Source organism: Xenorhabdus innexi (assembly GCF_002632485.1).
GTDB lineage: Bacteria > Pseudomonadota > Gammaproteobacteria > Enterobacterales > Enterobacteriaceae > Xenorhabdus > Xenorhabdus innexi.
Window position 1 is genome coordinate 1 of record NZ_NIBU01000060.1, and the last position, 20,613, is coordinate 20,613.

Below are 20,613 nucleotides of genomic sequence, written 5' to 3' on the forward strand. Positions count from 1 at the left end.
ATTCATTGCCGAAGCCTGTGGTCTTAATGAGGGACTGGGAGTGAAAGGCCAGTGGGGAACGCTTCAATCCATGGAGACACGCATGCAGTTTCTATCAGACCCGACACATCGGATCCGATTCGTTTATACCCCCAAACACGCTTCCTGGTTAAATCAAATTGAATGTTGGTTCAGTCTGGTCTCCCGACATTTGCTCAGGCGGCTTTCCGTCAGCAGCAAAGCGATATTACGGACATGCATTTTAAAATATATCGAATATTACAACCGGGTATTAGCTAAACCTTTTAAGTGGCTTTACCGTGGGAATACAAAGTGATGTCATTAATTGCAGAATACACCACTAGTAGGGATGTCATTGATAATTTTATTGACTTCAGGAAACTGATCTTCACCAAGGAATGGGATTCGTCCAGTCAGTTACATCTGTTTGCCTACCAGACAACTATACAACAGAATTATCCAGTGGAATTTGCCGCACATGTTGTTGCACATATGGTTGCAACTGGCACTTTTACCGGAGTTGCAGATTATAGTGATTATATTGAAGACGACGAGTACACCGAACTTCTTGCGAACTATTTTAAATGTAGCAAAAGTTGGAATGCTATTGCTAAGTCGTTATCAAACAGAGAAATGATTCCGTTTGTTAAAGGTGCAATTCAACACCTTTTCGCAGAAAATAAATTGGAACGATTAGATCCACTCCGGTATGTGAAGGAAGATTATCCATTATTGAGTGCACACATTACTGATGTTGATCTGATGGCTCCCGTTGTTACACGTCAACAATACCTCAATGACGCTCTCAGCCTGAAAGAGATTGGACTGATAGACGGAGAAACGCTCCAGGCTATGCTCCGAACTGAAGCTCTTTTGGATGCTCATGAAAAACTTTATTCATTAAGCGAGTCACTGTTAGCAGTTGATAGGCTTTCTAGTTCATTCAAATCGATTCATTCAAATAATCAGCTAATTTTGCTCCATATGAATAGTCTGGGAAGGAAAATCCACCTGAGCCCTGATATTAATGGTTTTGCTGATTGGTATCGCTCTGTCTCTGTGGAAGAACTGGCAGAAGGTAAATGCATTCGTTTTATCTGGGACTTGCTTGGCGAAGAGCAGCAACAGGAAATTCTTGCGCAATTCCATGACGTCCTGTTAGAGGTTCAGGTCAGTCAATCCAACCGAGTTAAACTCATTCATGATTTTAATGATGTGATTAACTTTATTGAGCCCGAAGGAAGAGGTTCGCGCCGCGGCATTGGAGCATTGTTTACTCTTGCTGATAAAGATGTTTTGTTACGAGACTGGCTGGACAGGCAGAATTATGCGTTAAGCAATTGGCCAATTCCAGAAAGTCGTTCTGTCGCAAAATATATTATTGGTCATCAAAAGTTATTCCCCGGTATCTGTAAGTCGTCAAAATTCATTGAAAAAAGGATGAAAGAGGCTGAGATTGAACAATTACCGGAAAATATAGAGCAAGTTTTGGAAGATTGAATATTCGGTGAGCAAAATATAGTAGGATGCGTTCCATCCTGTTTGAATCGCTACAGGCTTGGTTAATATCTATGAACCATTAAGATAACTGAAATAGTACCCATAAGTGAGAAGCGTCAACATGTCCGCTTCTCACGCATAACTGACGGTCATATCCAATCAAATTTCATTACAGAATACCATCAGCGCAAGTGGCGACTGATACCCATCAGTCGTACTGGGACATATGAAACCAAATGACTTGCGCACCAGATACAGGTAAGTCCACCCTGACACTCCGCCGATTATTCACCGGTTATTTCTCACTCGTTTCCGGGGGGAAAGCAGTATGAGTGGGGGTTAAACGTCACTTTTTTATTCATGAGTGAGGTTTTTTCACGACCTGTCATTTTCAGATGCGTGTTTTCTGGCACGGTGCTTAAAAAAATAGTCTGTTTTTATCAAGACCCGAACGGGATTTATAGATACCTATAAAACTGTGCTTCATGTATAAAATTAAAAAGCGAGATTAATTTCATTTTGTTATCGTTATTTTCAATAACGTAATTAAACAGCAATTGATTATTCTTATTGCCTTTGTGTTTTTTATTAAAAAAATAAATGGAACCTTTTTTAAAGCAGAATGGTTTATTCTTCGTTTAATGATTCATTGAATTACTTTTAAGATTTAAATTCTTCTATTTTCATTTAATAACGGGGTTATTGAATGTTATTGCGTAATGATAAGTTTTTTTTGGTTTTTTATTCTAAAAAAGACTTTTTTTCCTCTTATTGATTGTTGATTGAAAAACGATCATTTGCATGCATAATCACCCTCCATCGGTTTTTCTCGTGGTTGTTTAAGATAAATATTTTCCCTTTTTATTTTTTTGAGAAAAATTATGACTAATCGATTTTCCCGCAAAAAAATAGTAACAGGGCTGGCCGGGTATTGTGCACTCACCCTACTGCCGGTATACGCAGATGACCAGCCCTTAATCAATCAACAGCAGCAACAGCAGGCACAAGAGCGATGGCTGGAAACTAAACCCCCTCATGTCAATTTGTCCGATGACACGGTACCGGACGCCTTTTCGCCGCTGGTGTTCCCGAAAGAATCCCCCTGTTTTGCTATTCGTCAGGTGACATTATCCGGGCGGGAAGCCTTACCGCACTGGGTGCCGTTGCAGCGTCTGGCCGATCAGGCCGTGGGGCAGTGTGTGGGGGCAAAAGGCATTGAGCTGCTGATGAGCAATATGCAGAACCGGCTGATTTCACACGGTTGGGTGACGACCCGGATAGTGGTTCCCGAGCAGGATCTCAGTCAGGGGGATCTCAGACTGAATGTGGTGCCGGGAAAAATCCGCCATCTCCGTTATGCTGACGAGGCCGATAAGTCTGCCTCACTGACTACGGCCCTGCCCGCCCGCGAGGGGGAATTACTCGATTTACGCGCCATTGAACAAGCGATGGAAAACCTCCAGTCGGTGCAACAGGTTCAGGCCGCTGTGGAGTTGATACCGGGTGAGCAGCCGGGTGAAAGCGATATTGTCATTCAGCGGCAGCAATCCCGCAATTGGCACACGGGGGCATGGTTAGACAACAGCGGCACCAAAACGACCGGGCGCAATCAGGGCGGACTGATGCTGGCGCTGGATAACCCGACCTCGCTGAGTGATCTGTTTTATGTGGCGGCGACCAAGGATTTATCCTTTACCCACAGCAAACATTCGGCCAATTACACCGCACATTACTCCGTGCCGTTTGGCTACTGGCGGTTCGGGCTGACCGGCAGCCAGTACCGCTATGCGCAAACCGTGCCGCACCTGGATAACAAGGAGACGAAGTACCTTGGTCGCAGCCGTAGTCTCAATGCCCAGTTAAGCCGTGTGTTGCACCGCAACGCCCGTTCGAAAACGACATTAACCTACGGTGTCAATCTGCGCCAGACGCGCAATTTCATCAACCAGACGGAAATTGCGGGACAAAAACGCCGGACCAGCCAATGGCGGCTGGGGTTAGATCACCGTCATTACTTTGGCGAGGCGGTGCTGGAGGCCGGGGCCGGTTATCAGAAAGGCACCCGCTGGTTCGGGGCCTTATCGGCACCGGAAGAATCCCGCGATAAATCGACCCCGGACTATGCCACGGCCAAATCCGAAATTATCCAGCTTTCGGCCACGCTCAATACCCCGTTCAGCCTCGCGGATCAGCCACTCCAGCATCGCATCGAATACCAGCGCCAGTGGAGCAATACCCCGCTGACCCCGCAGGATATGTTCAGTATCGGCAACCGCTGGACCGTGCGCGGATTTGACGGCGAACGCTCACTGAGTGCCGATACCGGCTGGACACTGCGCAATACCCTGTCATGGCAGACGCCGTTACCCGAACAGCAGCTTTATCTGGGGGCGGATTACGGGCGGGTCAGTGGTCGCGGGACGGAATCGATTATCGGGCGCACACTGGCCGGGGGTGTCATGGGGCTGAAAGGCCCGATCCGGCCCGCCAATCTGGCCTATGACCTGTCTGTTGGCACGCCGTTTTCGAAACCGGATGGTTTCAAAACTGATCCGGCGTATGTGGCTTTCAACCTGAACTGGCAGTATTGAGGGTAACGACCGACGGGCGTTGATGACGTCCATACTGAATTCAACGGGGCTGACGTCAGCCGTGTGCGGATCGCACCCTGAGCGGCTTCCTCTCCCCGGTGACACGACTGAAATGAGGTTCGCACGATGAATAAACTGTGTTATCGCGTGATTTTCAGCAAGACCCGCCAAATGTTCATGGTGGTTTCTGAACTGGCGGGCAGTCATACCGCCGGACAGGTTCGGGACGAGGCTCCGGTCGCTGCCTCGCCTGCATCCCGGCGGGTGTCCCTGATGCCGTTGATCCTGAGTGTTTCACTGGCATTGGGACTGGTGAGCCAGCCCGTTCGGGCCAACATTGCTGCCGACCGCAGTGCGCCGGGTCATGAACAACCCTCGGTGATCGCCACGGCGAATGGGATGCCTCAGATCAATATTCAGACACCGAACAAGGATGGGGTATCCCGTAACCAGTACCGCCAATTTGATGTGGCGGAAAAAGGGGCCATCCTCAATAACAGTGCAGTCAACACCAAAACAGCATTAGCCGGGCATATTACGGGGAACCCGTGGCTGGCGAAAGGGGAAGCCAAAATCATCCTGAACGAAGTCAACAGCCGTGATCCCAGTCAGCTGAATGGCTTCATTGAAGTCGCGGGTCAACGGGCTGATGTGGTGATTGCGAACCCGGCGGGGATTACCTGTAAAGGCTGCGGGTTTATCAATGCCAACCAGACAACGCTGGCCGCCGGGCAGACGGTGCTGGAGAACGGTCGCCTGAAAGGATTCGAGGTCAAAAACGGTCAGATTGCCGTGGAAGGGAAAGGGCTGAATGATACCGGCAGTGATCATACCCGCCTGATTGGCCGGGCCGTGAAAATCAATGCCAAGTTACATGCCCGGGATTTGACCGTGACTACCGGTCAGAACCGGCTGGATGCGCAGGGTAATGTGGTACAGACCCATGCCAGCCGTGGGCAGGATAAACCGGCATTCAGTCTGGATGTGGCAGCGATTGGTGGCATGTATGCCAATAAAATCAAGTTGGTCGGCACGGAACAGGGCGTCGGGGTGCGCAATGCCGGGCATCTGGGGGCGCAAGCCGGGGATGTGGTGCTTAACAGTAACGGCTCACTGACCAACAGCGGCGTTATCACGGCCTCAGCGGCAGTCACGATAAAAAACCCGGGCACGGTGACCAATCAGGGCAGCATCCGGGCCAGAGAACTGACCGTCAGAAATGACGGTGATCTCACCAACAGTGGGGGGCTGACCGCATCAAACAATATCACATTAACCCACCAGGGCAATCTGACGAATCAGGGTGAGATCAGTGCCCGTCAGGATATCAGGGTCACTACCCGTGATCGCATGCATAATCAGGGTCGTCTGCTGGCTGGCCGCCACCTCGATATACAAAATACGGCGTTGGACAATCAGGCCACCGGTAAACTGGCCGCCGGGGTGGGCAAAGACGGCCAACTGACCCAGCCCGGTCATCTGACCCTGAAGAGTCGGCGTCACATTACCAATGCGGGCATGATGGCGGCGGCGACCTCCATGACCCGGCAAAATCAGGGCAATCTGACCAACACCGGAAAAATCACCACCGGTCAGGACATAAAAATCACCACCCGTGACCGGGTGGTGAATCAGGGCGATATGCTGGCCGGCCGCCATCTGGTGATGCACAGTGCCGCCGTGGACAATCAGGCCACCGGCACACTGGCCGCGGCTGATGAGCTGACGCTGGAAAATCAGGAAGCGGTCACCAATCAGGGCAACATGCAGGCGAACGCACTGACCCTCCACAGTGACGGCCCCCTGCGTAATCAGGGGACGGTGACGGCGTCCCGTGATTTGAACCTTCGCAATCAGAGTAGCCTGACCAACAGCGGAAAGATGAGCGCCGGGCGGGACATGAACATCACCACCCGTGATCAGGTAGAGAATCAGGGTGATATGCTGGCCGGCCGCCATCTGGCGATGCACAGTGCTGCCGTGGACAATCAGGCCGCCGGCACGCTGGCCGCCGGTATCGATCGGGACGGTCAGCTGACACAAACCGGCTATCTGACGCTGAACAAGCAAAAACACCTCCGTAATGCGGGCATGATGGCCGCCACGGACGACCTGATACTGGAAAATCAGGGGGAAGTGGCCAATCACGGGGAGATGCAGGCAAACGCTGTCACGGTCCGCACTGACGGCTCCCTGAGTAACCGAGGTCGGATAACCGCGTCAAACGATCTCAATCTTCAGACGCAGGGCAACCTGACGAATCAGGGGAAAATCAACGCGCAGCAGGATCTGACCCTCACTGTCCGTGACCGGGTGGAGAATCAGGGCGATATGCTGGCCGGTCGCCATCTGGTGATGTACAGTGCCGCCGTGGACAATCAGGCCACCGGCACACTGGTCGCCGGTATTGATCGGGACGGTCAGCTGGCGCAAGCCGGTCATCTGACGCTGAACAATCAAAAACACCTCAGCAATGCGGGCATGATGGCCGCCACGGACGACCTGACGCTGGAAAATCAGGGGGAGGTGACCAATCAGGGCAACATGCAGGCGAACGCACTGACCCTCCGCAGTGACGGCAACCTGCGTAATCAGGGTACGGTGACGGCGACCCGTGATGCGATCCTCCGCAATCAGGGCAGTCTGATCAACAGCGGGAAGGTGACCGCCGGGCGGGACATGACAATCACCACCCGTGATCGGGTGGAGAATCAGGCCGATATGCTGGCCGGCCGTCATCTGGCGATGCACAGTGCCGCGGTGGACAATCAGGCCACCGGCACGCTGGCCGCCGGTATCGATCGGGACGGTCAGCTGACACAAACCGGCCATCTGACGCTGAACAAGCAAAAACACCTCAGCAATGCGGGCATGATGGCCGCCAAGGACGACCTGATGCTGGAAAATCAGGGGGAAGTGGCCAATCACGGGGAGATGCAGGCAAACGCCGTCACGGTTCGTAATGACGGCGCCCTGAGTAACCGGGGGCTGATAACCGCGTCAAACGATCTCAACCTTCAGACGCAGGGCAGCCTGACGAATCAGGGGAAAATCAACGCGCAGCGGGATCTGACCCTCACTGTCCGGGACCGGGTGGAGAATCAGGGTGATATGCTGGCCGGTCGTCATCTTGCCAGCCAGAGTACCGCATTAAACAGTCAGTCCGGGAGCCTGCTGGCAGCCGGTGTGGATCCTCAGGGACAACTCACCCAACCCGGTAACCTGACGCTGACCGCCCGTGAGCATGCCGGGTTGAACGGCCGGAATCTGGCGCGGGATACGTTGTCCGTGAAGGCGAAAAACCTGTCCCTTGCCGGCAGTCAGACGGCCGCCGAAGACCTGCAACTGACGTCTGAAACACACTTAAATTTACAGGCGGCGAACCTGCAGGCCCGCCAGAAAATGAAGCTGTCCGCGCCGGAATTCATCGATAATAGGCGCGGGGTACTGACGGCGGACACCCTGATACTGCACAGCAACACACTGAAGAACAATCAGGGCCGCATTACCCAGACCGGCCAGCAGGCACTGGTACTGAACCATCAGGGCGGTATAGAGAACCGGCAGGGCACTGTGCAGAGCGTGTCGGCGCTGAATATCACGTCAGGCACGGATATCAACAATCAGCAGGGGATCCTGCTGGCCGATCAGTCACTGACCCTGCACGCCGGGGGCAACGTGGAGAATACGGCCGGCGTGATTCAGGCGGCACAGCTGGCACTGACGGCCCCACACCTGAATAACACCAAAGGTACGCTTGTCAGCAGCGGCCAGGCCCGGCTTAATCTGGCACAGGGAATGAAAAATCAACACGGCCTTATCGAGGCGGCGGACCTTCTGAAGATCCACAGTCAGGATGACTGGGATAACCGCAACGGGATAGCGCAGGGCGGCAGGCAGGTGGCGGTTGCCGTGTCCGGGCTGGATAACCGTGACGGCAAACTGCAATCCGGCGGTGATCTGAAGCTTCACACGCCGGGTCAGGTGAGGAACCAGTCCGGTACGTTGTCGGCGAAACAGCACCTGAACTGGCAGGGCGGGACACAGAGTGGACTGAACAATACGGCGGGCGTGCTGTTCAGTGGTGGCGGGATGTCACTGCGGGGCGGTCAGCTGACCAACCGTGAGAAAGGTGAAATCCTGAGTAAACAGGGACTGACGCTGGATCTGACCGGCCACTGGGATAATCAGGGCGGAAAACTGATCAGTGACGGGGACAGTACCGTGCTGGCCCGGACGCTGGACAACGGGCAGGGCAATATTGATGTGTTGGGTGCACTGGACATGCAGCTCACCCACGTTCTGGATAACCGCAAAGGCCGCCTCTTCAGTCAGCAGTCGCAGTCTCTGACAGCAGAAAACGTCCTGAATACGCAGGGGTGGATGGGGACACAGGGGAGCTGGTCTGCCATCGGTACCCGGTTTGACAATCAGGGGGGAGAAGTGCTGAGCCTGCAGGATGCCGGCCTGTCGGTGAACCGGCTGGACAATCAGACCGGGACGATACAGTCCTCAGGATCGCTCGGGCTGTCTGTCGGGCAGGGTATTGATAACCGGGGCGGTAAACTCAGCGCACTGAAACGGCTGACGGTCCGGGGGGCTTCGGAAGGAAGCGCCACGGGTCAGGTGCAGAATACGGGCGGCCAGCTACTGGCCGGGGAGGATCTCACGATAAAGGCCACCCGCCTAGATAATGATACCGGTGGCCTGCTTGACAGCCAGAAACGCCTGCAACTGCGTGTCAGTGAGATGCTGAATAACACGCAGGGGAGAATGCGAAGCGGTGACGCGTTACAGATTGATGCGCCCTCACTGATCAACCGGAACGGGGCCATCGCGAGCCAGCAGCAACTGCGCCTGCGTCTGTCGGGGCTCTTGGATAATACCCGGGGAACGGTGCGCAGCAACGGCGAACAACAGATTGTCGCCGGGCAGGTGATCAACCCGACAGGCCTGTTCAGCAGTCAGGGAACACTGGCACTCACCACCGATCAGCTGGATAACCGGGAAGGGATGATTATCAGCCGGGAAGCCGGCACGTACCAGCTGCCGGCATTCAATAATCAGCAGGGCCGGCTCCACAGTGGTGGCACACTGACCGTTAAGGGAAAACGGATCCGTAATCAGGGGGGGGAACTGGTCGCTACCGGTGGGATGTGGCTTGAGAGTGAACAGCTGGATAATCCGGAACAGGGAAAAATCACCAGTCAGGATACCCTGACGGTGAAGAGCGATAGGCTGGATAACAGCGAAGGCGGATTACTGCTGGGGACGAAGGACACGGACGTGACCGCCCGGGTGCTGAATAACCGCCGGGGACGCCTGCAAAGCCAGGGGCCTCTGACCCTCGCGGGCCTCAGCCAGCTGGATAACCGTCAGGGCGATATCCGGGCTAACCAGTCCCTCCGTCTCAATGCGAACTTACCGGCCGTGCTGACGCTGCTCAATGCGCGTGGCATCGTCCAAAGCGGTGGGGCGCTGATCGCCCATACCCGCTCTCTGGACAATGCAGGGGGAAGCCTGCTCAGTCAGCAGGCTCTGACCTTGTCGGTGCAGCAGGACTACCTCCACCGGTCAGGCGATACGCTGAGCAGTAACGAGGCCGTGCATTTTTCCGTGGGCGGAAGCTTGCACAATGAGGCTGACTGGCGGTTGCCCGGCAGCCTGAATCTCAACAGCGCCCATTTCACCAATCTGGGGCAGCTGATTGGTCACACGCTGCAGCTGACCACCGGTGCACTGCGTAACCGGGGCCGTCTGGAAGCGGACAACATGAGGCTGAACAGTGACACACTGGACAACACTCATACGGTGATGGGGGATGACCTGACCGTGCACAGCCGGGTGATTGACAACCACGGACGGAACGCCGTGATTGCCGCCACGGAAAGCCTCTCCCTGCAGGCCGGTCAGCACCTGAATAACCGCGAGGGCAGCCTGATCTACAGTGCCGGTCACTTACAGCTGAACAGCGGGGATCGGATTGACAACAGCGCGAGCCGGATTGAGACCGACGGAGCGATGTCGATTCAAGCCCGACAGCTCAATAACCGGCGCGTCGGCCTCAGGATCGAACGTGAGGCGGAAAAAAGTGAGACCCAGTGGCATCGTTATAATTATTTCTGGCGTGCTTACGGCTCGGGGGTCAATACCGACAAAAATACGCAGGCACCGGTTACTCAACGCCTGCGGTTCCGCGATGAAGCGGCCGTGGAAAACAGCCCTTACGGTACGCTGTTAGCGATTGATGCCGCGGGCAAACGGGCACAGATCCGGGTGAAGAACGACCGGGGTGAACGTGAGGAAATGTGGGTTAATTATCTGGCCCTGACGCCGGGGAGTCAGGGCAGTTATGACATGACGTTCTATGAGACACGGGGGCATCGTCAGAACCGGGTTCCGACCCCTTATCACAATACCGTCTGGCGTGAGCACGACCGGGGACGGCTTGAGCAGTGGGATCCGGAAAAACACCTCGATATTGCCAATGTGCCCTTTGTCGATGATTACAACAACTTCCGTGAACGTTCGGCGACGGGCACCGTGACACGGGATAAACTGGTGTCGACAGGCACCGCAGCGTATGTGCTGGCCGGCGGTCACATGACATTGCAGATTGCCGATACCTTGCTGAATGAGGCCAGCACCCTCAGTGCCAACGGCAACCTGTCGCTGAAAGGTAACGCCAGGATCATCAATCAGGGCTATTCGGTGAACGAACGGCGTCAGGAACATTTTGTTGATCATTACGACAGGGATACCCGGCATTGGTATCCGACCCGTGACAGTGATACCACCACCGCATTGATGACCCTTGATGCGGTGATGAGCGGGCACGGTAATGTCACCCTTGGCGGAGTCCGGCTGGAAAACACCACGGTCAATCCGGCGCAAATCAGTGGGGTGGCGGCGGCGCAGAAAGCCGCGGATGCTGAACGGGTGGAATGGCAGCACAATCCTCTGGGGGCCCTCGTGAAGGGCGCGGTGTGGCAGGACAGGGACATGTCGCCGTCGTCGGGGCACGCACGACGTCCACCCGCCACGGGCCAGACACCGGCCGGGCCGTCTCTCAGCGTGGATACCCCGTCCCGGGGGGCCATCAACCGGTCTCTGGCATCGACCGAACACGCTTTCCGCGTGGAGCCGCCGTCCTCCCGGCCAATCAACCGGCCCCTGACGGTGGCTGAACGGGCACTGACCGATAAGCAACACCTTGAGCGCGTGGTGAGCGTTGTGCCTGACAACGGCCTGTTCCGTCAGCACCCGGTCCAGAGTCACCCGTATCTGGTGGAAACCGACGAACGGTTTACCAGCCGGAAACGATTTATCAGCAGCGATTACCTGTTTCAGCAGATGAAGTCAGATCCGGCGCAGCTACACAAACGGTTGGGTGACGGCTTTTATGAACAGCGGTTAGTCCGCGAGCAAATACTCAAACTGACGGGACGGCCTTCCGTGCGGGGCGAGGATGCCCTGCTGGAATACCAGAGACTGATGAATAACGGGATTAAGGTGGCCCGTGACTTCCATTTAGTCCCGGGGGTCGCGTTGACACCGGCCCAGATTGCGGCGCTGCAACAGGACATCGTCTGGATGGTGAGCGAAACGGTCGGGACGGCCACCGGTCCGCAGACGGTCTGGGTCCCTAAAGTCTATCTGGCCAGCACGACGCTGCGGCTGACGGGAGACGGTGCCGTGATTGCCGGGGGCAATCTGCAGGTGTCCGTGCAGGCGCTCAATAATACCGGTCATCTGCTGGCTGACCGGGCGCTGGGCATTGACGCCGGCCAGTTCCTGCATGAGGGCGGGGATATCCGGGCCGACAGCATTAACGTGCAGGCCGACAGCCTGATCCTGCGCACGAACCTGCAGGATGCGCGGCGTCAGGCCGCCATGAGTGCGCGTGAACTGAACCTTCAGGGCGGGGATATCCAGTTACGGGGCGCAAAACTGAATGCCGGGCAGAACCTCAGCCTGACGGCGCGCAATAATCTGGACATCAGCACAGCCCGAAGCCGCTATGCGGGGCGGGTTGAGGTGATTTCCGGGGCGATGGGCAATCGCACGCGTGACGGCATCGAAGCACCGGGCGAACGCATGGCGTCCGTCAGGGGGGAATGGCAGCGGGCACTGGGCAGTACCCTGACGGCAGGGAACCATCTCAGCCTGCGCGCCGGGCAGGATATCACCCTGAAAGGCAGTCAGGCCAGTGCCGGCGGTACGGCCGGTGTCCGGGCGGGCGGAAATGTGAACTTACTGGCCGACACCACCACGAACGAGACCCGGCTGGCCGCCAACAGCCGGACATCATCGGTAAGCAACCAGCGTCGGGCAGATCAGTTGCACCTCAGTACCCTGAGCGGGAATACCGGTGTGAACCTGCTGGCCGACAAAAACCTGCTGGCCGAAGGGGCTCAGGTGGACAGCCGGGCGGGCGGCATTGATTTGCGTGCCGACGCGGTGACGATTAAGGATGCGCGTCAGCGGGTCAGGGATCAGGACAGCGAACGTCAGCAGGAAGGCAGTAAAAACAGTCAGCGGAACAGGGAAACCGCCCGTGAAAACCGGACGGGCAGTACCTTCAGCGGACGTGACGGCATTGCGGTGACGGCCCGCCAACGGGATATCACCGTGACCGGCAGTACGCTGCACAGTGAACAGGGTGCGCTGGATCTGCAGGCGAAAAATGATATTACGCTGAACAGTGCGACTGAACGTGAGCGTCTGTTCTCGGTATCCCGCGAAGAGAAAAAAGGGCGTGTATCGAAAACCCGCACTCACACGGTACAGCAGGATACCGTTACCCGTGAAACAGGCAGCCTGCTCAGCGGTGACCGTATTCACCTCCAGGCCGGCAACGACCTGACCGTGAGCGGGTCGGCAGTCGCTGGGGATAAGGATGTGATCCTGAAGGCCGGAAACCGGGTGGATATCCGGGCCGCCACCGAAACCCGGTCTCACGACCGGCAGGAAGCGAAGCAAAAGCGTGGCTTGCTCAGCAATGGCGGGCTTGGCCTGACCGTAGGCAGCCAGTCGAGCCGTCAGACGGTGAATGACGCGGGCACGACCCAAAGCCAGAGTATCAGTACGGTGGGCAGCCATCAGGGCAATGTCAGTATCAGCGCGGGGGACCGGGTGCAGGTTGCCGGTGCCGATCTGGTGGCTGGTCAGGATTTGACGATCACCGGTGACAGCGTACAGATTGAACCGGGATACGATAAGCGGACCCGGCAGGAAACGGTCGAGACAAAACAGTCCGGTCTGACACTGGGGGTATCCGGTGCGGTGGGCAGTGCGCTCAATACCGCGGTCAGCAGTGCTCAGCAGGCCAGAAAAGCCAGTGACAGCCGACTCCGGGCACTAAAAAATACGCAGGCGGCTTTGTCGGGGGCACAGGCCCTTCAGGCTTGGCAGTTGAGTGAGGCGAACGCGGCGAAAGCGGCAGCCATCAATCAGGCCGGCGGTCAGGCGGCAAAACCGACGGATACTGTGGGGCTGCAACTGTCCTACGGCAGCCAGTCGGCGACATCCGACAGCCGGCATGACCAAACGCACACGCAGGGCAGTCGCCTGAGTGCGGGCAGCGATATTCGCATTACCGCCACGGGCGACAAGGGAAAAACCGAACGCAGCGGCCATATTCAGGTAGAGGGCAGCGTGCTGAATGCCGGTCAGGATATCAGCCTGAACGCGAAACGGGATATTGCCCTGACATCGGGCAAAAATACCGACACGCTCCGGGGGCGGAACAGCAGCCAAGGCAGCAATATCGGCGTCGGGCTGACGGCAGGACAGGGCGGCACGGGCCTGACACTCTCTGCGGGTGTGAACGCCGGTAAAGGGCATGAAAACGGGGAAACGCTGACGCACACCGAAACCCAAATTACCGCAGGCCATCAGGTGGCCCTGAATGCCGGACAGGATGCGGTGCTGAAAGGGGCACAGGTGCACGGTGAGACAGTGACGGCCAACGTCGGAGGTAACCTGCATCTGCAAAGTGAGCAGGATACCGATAACTACGGCAGCCAGCAACACAACGTCCGCCTGGGCGGTAGCGTGACTTACGGTGTCCCGGGCGGCGCGCTCTCAGCCAGTGCCAGCCGGGAAAAAATGGCCAGCCAGTACCGGTCCGTCAACGAGCAAACCGGTATTTTTGCCGGAAAAGGCGGCTTTGATATTCAGGTCGGCCAACATACCCAGCTGGACGGGGCGGTGATTCAAAGTCAGGCGGACAAAGATAAAAACCGGCTGGAGACCGGCACGCTGGGCTTCAGCGATATCCGGAATAAAGCACAATACCTCACCGAACAGCAGAGCACCGGGGTCAGTACGGGCGGGGCGGTGGGCAGCCAACTGGCCTCCAATCTGGCCTCCAATATGCTCTCCGGCACCGGCAATCAGGGCAGCCGCACCTCCACGACGCAGGCCGCCGTCAGTGATGGCACGCTGGTTATCCGGGATGGCGGGAAACAAAAACAGGCGGTGAGCCAGCTCAGCCGGGATACCACCCGGGCGGCCAATTCCCTCAATCCGATTTTCGACAGGGAGAAAGAGCAGCAACGGCTGGCACAGGCACAGGCGATAGCCCAGATTGGCACACAGGCACTGGATATCTACCAGACGCAGGCAGCAATCCGTGCCACGAAAAAAGCCACGGCAGACTTTCATCATCCGCAAAAACAGCAATACTGGAAGGCACAGGCCAAGACCCAACTGGACAAAGAAAAGGCCGATGCCACACCAAAGGCACTGACAGACCGCGCTTACCAGCTCGCTTATGCGGCGGCGATTAAGGCACAAGGCGTCGACATTGGCGGCCACCCCCGTCAGGCCGTGACGGCGGTGGTCTCGGCGCTTCAGGGACTGGCAGGCGGGGATATCAAGGCGGTGCTTGCTGACGGGGCGGCTCCTTATCTGGCGAATGCGGTGAAAGCCGCGACGCAGGGAGATACGGCCACGAACCTGTTAGCTCACGCGCTACTGGGTGGCGTGTTGGCGGAAATCAAAGGGGGGGCAGCGGTTGCCGGGGCCACGGGCGCAGCCGGGGGCGAACTGGCGGCCTCAGCGATTGCCGGGGCGCTGTATCCCGGTAAGGCGCTGAGTGAATTGTCTCCGGACGAAAAGGAAAACGTCAGCAACCTGTCCACACTGGCGGGGGGACTGGCCGCCGGACTGGCGACCGACTCGGCGGCAGGCGGGGTCGCCGGGGCACAGGCCGCGAAAAATGCGGTGGAAAATAATTATCTTCATCTCACTGAGAAAATGAGAGAGGAGCAATTAAGCCGGAAACAAGCTGAAGGCACCATTACGGCGAGTGAGCGTCAGGAACTTGCCGCCCTGAAGAAAGAAAGTCAGTCGCGTGATGAACAGCTTATTCATGCCTGCCAGAGTGGCTCACCCGCCGATTGTCTGCGTGAGCAGAAATTAGCGATTAAAGCTCAATCATCTTATCGCGGCTATGCTGAATACCAAACGTATTATGATTTGCTGAAGCAGTACCCGGATGAAATGGCGAAGTTTGGTCAGCTTATTGATGACTATTCGCGCGATATAATTGGGTTGGTTGAAAAAGGGTATACGCCTGAGCAAGCAAAGGCCAAAATTGCTGCCGATGCAAATTATGCTGCCAAGTACCAGCAAGCGATGGATGATACGCCGACGTGGGCTAAAATTGCGATGACGGTGCAGGATACTGTCGGGATGGTTTATGGGGCTAAGTCGGCGGGTGTTAGCCTGAACCAGTTGGTGAAAGATAAACCGCCAACAACAGCGCTGAAAATTGATGGACATGGCAACAGCATTGTTGGGATGGGCATAGGTGGTAGAAAACCAGTTCCTCAAGATACGAAAAAACAGAATACAAATGAGCCGAAAGTGATCATTGTAGATAAAACCAAGTACCCTGAATCGGCAAAGCATATCGAAGATGCTCAGAAAGCAGGGCATCCAAAGATGTTGACGATTGATCGTGCAGGAGCTACCGAAAGGAGAAGGGAGTCCTTGAAAAATACTCCTCCGGTAAAAGGATCAGATCGTGATGAATATCCTCCTGCTATGTTTAAAGAAGGTGGCTCCGGTGCTTCGGTTCGACCAACTACCCCTTCTGATAATAGAGGAGCAGGGGCATGTATTGGTCAACAATGTCGTGAATTACCTGATGGAACAACTGTGATTATAAAGACAGAAAAGCCAGACAAAATAGGAATGGGGAAATAGCAGATGTGGCCTTTAACTGACAAACTAATCTCAATTTGTAGTCATGATATTTCTTCTATTAAATCAGGAAAATATATTGCTCTTGATTATGGAAAATCATTGGTAGATGAATTGAGCTATTTATTGAATAAAAAAAATGGATTTTATGGTTTTGAATCAGCATTACGCGTTTTTCCATATGAAACGATAGATGGAGAAATTGGTTTAACTGATTGGAATGAAAATAGTTTATGGATTGATTCATATAAAGATATGGCTAAGGGTGCTCTTTTTTTTGCAGAAGATATCTTTGGAAATCAGTTTTGTCTAAAGGATGATTGTATTCATACATTCGACCCTGAGACGGGTTTATTTGATAAATTAGCCAACAGTATCAATGAATGGAGTGGGTTAATTTTGGATGATTATGAAGTTTTAACGGGATATTCTTTAGCTCATAATTGGCAAAGCATTCATGGCCCTATTCAATCGGGCTATCGTTTGGCTCCTAAGATCCCCTTCGTTTTAGGCGGGGCATATGAGTTGGATAATCTTTATTTAGCTCGAACATGCGAATCAATGAGAGTCAGGGCTGATCTAGCTCTACAAATACGGAGCATTCCCGATGGAGCAAGTATAAGAATGGATATAAAAGATTAGTCAGCAAAAAGATCCCAGTTTAATCGCTGGGATCTTCTTTTTAGACGTCAGCCATATTTAATGGGCTAAATAATTAATAGGTTTTGAACAATGCTGAGTTGTACCGATTATCCGCTTATTCCTCCCAGTCGTTCTCTAGTGTTGGCTGTATATGCCGTGGGAAGATTATGTTGGTAAGGCATTACCAGCCTGCTCGCTTGCCGAAAAACTTTAAGGCCTTTGATTACTATGATTATGCAACTAAAACAGCCATAAGTGCTAACTCACTGGATACGCAGACAATAGCTAAGCTGGCCAATCCTAATCAGATTTACAGTGCGATGAAAGGGAATATTGATGCTGCTGTAAGGTTTAAAGAATTTGCTCTTTCAGGTAAAGAATTAAACTCATCAATGATTTCTCATAGAGAAATTCAGTTGGCAGTGCCTGCTAATACGACCAAAACACAATGGACAGAAATTAACCGAGCCATTGAATACGGTAAAAGCCAAGGCGTAACAGTTAAAGCCACACAGGTGAAATGATGAAATTTAATCAAGATCAGGATTATTGGGTAAGTATTTACAGCACTGAAAAGTTCATCAGTGTAGAAACTTATTCAGGACTTGGATTAGTTGGAGCCGATCCGCATTTTCCTCCTCATTTACTGTCGCCAGAGACAGATGATCAGAGTCTTGGTGAGGCAATTTTTCAGGCGTTATTGAATAGCAGAACACTGACTGACCCTGAAGAACGTGTAGCTTTTTTCGACCTTGAGAAAGGTAAAGAGCAATACGCGGCCAGAGTAGCCATGCTGATGGATAAATATGGTTATAAATCCAGAAAAGCCCTGTTCAGGAATATGAAAAACTGCGGTATTCACTGCGTGAATAATTTAATGACGATATCGCCTAGACGTCATGAAAAATTGGAGGCGTGGGGAAGAGAAAGAAATGATGGTATTGAAGATGTTGTTCTTTCTGTTGACCATTCCCCTGAAGAAATCGGCGCGGGTCTGCGACTGGCCTTGAGTCGCTGTCGATAAAAATCGACCATTGGATGAGTACGATGCACTAAGGGGTGACAATCTTCCCTTCTGATTGCGTTACAATCTGATAATTACCTAGAACTTGAAATCCCTCAATAAGTATTGAGGGATTTCAGAGTATGGAAAAAGGGTTGGCACCGCTTGATGCGAGTGGAAATTCTGTGAATTTACATCATATGTTGCAACGCAAAGATGGTCCTATAACGGAAATGACGCAGAAATTTCATGAAGATAACCATAGTGTTATACATATTAATGATAACAGTATTCCTTCTGGTATTAATCGGAGTGAGTTTGATAAATGGCGTTCGAGTTACTGGAAAGAGTGTGCTCAGGATTTTAAAAGGTAAACAATATGAGTATGAATGATATCGAAAAAGCCATTGATATCATCAATAGTAAGCCAGACGAAGCAGATTTTGACGGGCCTAAAGATGATGCACTTATTAGAGCGGCCGAAAAAACGCTAGGCTTGAGCTTTCCTATGACATATCGGTACTTTTTAGAGAAATTAGGGTGTGGGGATATAGCAGGTCAAGAATTTTATGGTTTGATCAAATCTGATTTTTTTAACTCAAGTATTCCCGATGCTGTCTGGATAACAATGCAAGTACGTAAAAATTCTGATTTACCTGATAATTATATAATTATCAGTTCTACGGGAGATGGTGATTATGTGGTTTTAAATTGTACCAAACTAGGCATCGAAGCCCCTGTTGAACTGTGGTCTCCTGGGGTAAGTGGTAATCAACCAGCATTTAAATTCTTGGCAAATGATTTTGGTGAGTTTTTTTATAAACAAATGCAAAGTATCGGTTGATTCAAAATCCTGAAATTAACTAATTATAAAAATAATCAATAGGTTGCCGGATAAGGCAAGTATGGATAGAAGGTAATTTGTTGTGCTACAGATCTCGGTAAGATCAAGCGGCTCCCACTGGCTCTGAGCGTCTTGAGTTGTTGGATAACTCGACCCGGGCCAGAAAGAAATTGTCTGATTTTTTTAAGTCGAACAAGCCCCCCAGACTAACCCTAAGGCCATCGTCTTCCTGACATTATTTTTGTCCCCAAAAATGAATTACCCATTGATCTTATGATGCCCGTTGATTAGCGTAGTCAGACTTAGTGATGATCCGGTCGCTTGTGAGGATCACCTTCGGGTGGCGACAGCAACACTCCTGTAGCCTGCAAGGGAGTACACACCCGTGTGGTACATCTGCGCCCCTTTGGAAGCAGATATCGTCAGTCTGATGACGATGAAGGTTACTTAATCTTATCCATTATGGCCAGTCGGCCAGTCACCCAACGGGGAACACGTTTCCCATTGGGTCGGTGTTCTCCGTTGTTTTATTAGGAGAATACTGTGCAACAAAATACCTCTCCGGTCACGGATATCGTGCCCGCACCTGAACACTCCCCCTTTGCTGACATTTTCCCGCTCACCGGTTCGCTGGAGCTGATGCTGCTGGAGCACACGTTCATTAAAGCCGCCGCCGTGCTGTGTGACGATGACCGATGTGACCGATGGCAGTACCGGAAAGTGTCAGACACGATTGCCTATATTGTGCCGGTACGACCGGAACCCGCGGTGGTCAGGGTGGAGACAACGGACTTTAAAGGCGAGGTTTCTGCCGATGCTTTCGGGCTGATGGTGACCCTGAACGTATTGGGGTATCTGACGACCCTGTTAAAGCTGGACGGATATGCTGAACGGTTTTGCGCCCTGCGGGAATATGCGCTGCAACACCCTGAGACCCAATTTATCCGGGCGGTGTTGGGCCTGACACATAAGGAGAAATGCGATGTCCGATAATGAACTGATTATGCTGGACAGCGCAGCGCTCTCTGCCGTGTTTCCCGATAAAACCCAGCTGGAGCGGCTGTTTCTGGGGTTTCTGCTGGCGAATATCGCGGCTGAATTAGGCGGGCATGACCGGCCTGAACAGTGGATTGGCCGGCAGGTGTCTGAATCACTGGCTTATCTGGTGCCGACACGGGCAAAAACGTATGCCGTTTACCTGCCGGACACGTCGCTGACGCTCACACTGTCCGCCGATGCTTTCGGGCTGGCGGTGACGGCTCTTCTGTTCGTCCATATTGCGGGACTGACTGAGTCGGATGAGATGGCCTACCGGTTCTGTGCTCTGGAGGAATATGCGCAACAGCACCCGGAAAGCGGTCTGATAACCACGGTGATGACACTGAGGCCCGGCGAGGCGGTTATCAGTCCGTCACAGCATGCGCACACAAAATAATCATCATTAACATTATCCGCGCAGCAGGCGGTTAACCTTTTTATTCAGCGCCTGACCGGGGAAGCCAAAACACCTTCCCGGTATCGGGCGGGTGTTTTCTTTATTTAACCTTTAACGTGAAATCAAGGAACAACACCATGCACTCTGTTTTTTTACCGGCACCGGATGAGACCGATACCGCATGCCATGAAGTGCGGGATATTCTCCGGCACGGCGTCTCAGTCAGTGCGTTTTCTGAGGCGGTGTGATGGCGCCGTTACGTTTAACCGTCTGGCAGGTGATTGCGGCTGCCTTGCTGAAACGGCATTTTGGCCTGAGCCTGACCGATACGGCCCTGTGTGAAACCGATACGGTGGCAGCACTGATAGACAGCGGTGTCCGGCCT

Annotated in this window: 12 protein-coding genes; all 12 read left to right on the plus strand. The window is 53.5% G+C overall.

The window, feature by feature from the left end:
* On the plus strand, nt 1-316 hold a 316-nt coding region (locus tag Xinn_RS23495; RefSeq protein WP_211285986.1), incomplete at its 5' end, for a transposase.
* Nucleotides 316-1,500, plus strand: coding sequence for a hypothetical protein (locus Xinn_RS16725; RefSeq protein ID WP_099137701.1), 1,185 nt, complete (start codon nt 316-318; stop codon nt 1,498-1,500). The genes Xinn_RS23495 and Xinn_RS16725, both read left to right, overlap by 1 nt.
* Nucleotides 1,501-2,381: 881 nt before the next feature.
* The gene (locus Xinn_RS16730) at nt 2,382-4,091 is read left to right on the plus strand and encodes a ShlB/FhaC/HecB family hemolysin secretion/activation protein (RefSeq protein ID WP_086953987.1); all 1,710 of its coding nucleotides are present in this window, start codon (nt 2,382-2,384) and stop codon (nt 4,089-4,091) included.
* Nucleotides 4,092-4,217: 126 nt separating this feature from the next.
* Nucleotides 4,218-16,307, plus strand: coding sequence for a hemagglutinin repeat-containing protein (locus Xinn_RS22480; protein ID WP_099137702.1), 12,090 nt, complete (start codon nt 4,218-4,220; stop codon nt 16,305-16,307).
* Between the two features lie 3 nt (nt 16,308-16,310).
* Nucleotides 16,311-16,946 (plus strand): SMI1/KNR4 family protein, encoded by a 636-nt coding sequence (locus Xinn_RS16740; RefSeq protein WP_211286023.1) that lies wholly within the window; start codon nt 16,311-16,313, stop codon nt 16,944-16,946.
* 167 nt (nt 16,947-17,113) lie between these two features.
* A complete protein-coding gene (locus Xinn_RS16745) occupies nt 17,114-17,470 on the plus strand; it encodes an endonuclease toxin domain-containing protein (protein WP_244590230.1) in 357 nt (118 codons plus the stop codon).
* The gene (locus tag Xinn_RS16750) at nt 17,470-17,970 is read left to right on the plus strand and encodes a contact-dependent growth inhibition system immunity protein (protein ID WP_086953986.1); all 501 of its coding nucleotides are present in this window, start codon (nt 17,470-17,472) and stop codon (nt 17,968-17,970) included. The genes Xinn_RS16745 and Xinn_RS16750 overlap by 1 nt, the downstream gene beginning before the upstream one ends.
* Before the next feature lie 122 nt (nt 17,971-18,092).
* Nucleotides 18,093-18,323 (plus strand): HNH/ENDO VII family nuclease, encoded by a 231-nt coding sequence (locus Xinn_RS16755; RefSeq protein WP_086953985.1) that lies wholly within the window; start codon nt 18,093-18,095, stop codon nt 18,321-18,323.
* 5 nt (nt 18,324-18,328) lie between these two features.
* Nucleotides 18,329-18,793: an SMI1/KNR4 family protein gene (locus Xinn_RS16760; RefSeq protein WP_086953984.1), complete on the plus strand. Its 465-nt coding sequence runs from the start codon at nt 18,329-18,331 to the stop codon at nt 18,791-18,793.
* 543 nt (nt 18,794-19,336) lie between these two features.
* The gene (locus Xinn_RS16765; protein WP_086953983.1) at nt 19,337-19,786 is read left to right on the plus strand and encodes an antirestriction protein; all 450 of its coding nucleotides are present in this window, start codon (nt 19,337-19,339) and stop codon (nt 19,784-19,786) included.
* Entirely contained in the window at nt 19,776-20,228 is a 453-nt protein-coding gene (locus Xinn_RS16770) for an antirestriction protein (protein ID WP_244590231.1), read from the plus strand. The genes Xinn_RS16765 and Xinn_RS16770 overlap by 11 nt, the downstream gene beginning before the upstream one ends.
* Before the next feature lie 247 nt (nt 20,229-20,475).
* Nucleotides 20,476-20,613: TA system toxin CbtA family protein (locus Xinn_RS16775; RefSeq protein ID WP_244590232.1), on the plus strand; the 138-nt coding region annotated here is incomplete at its 3' end.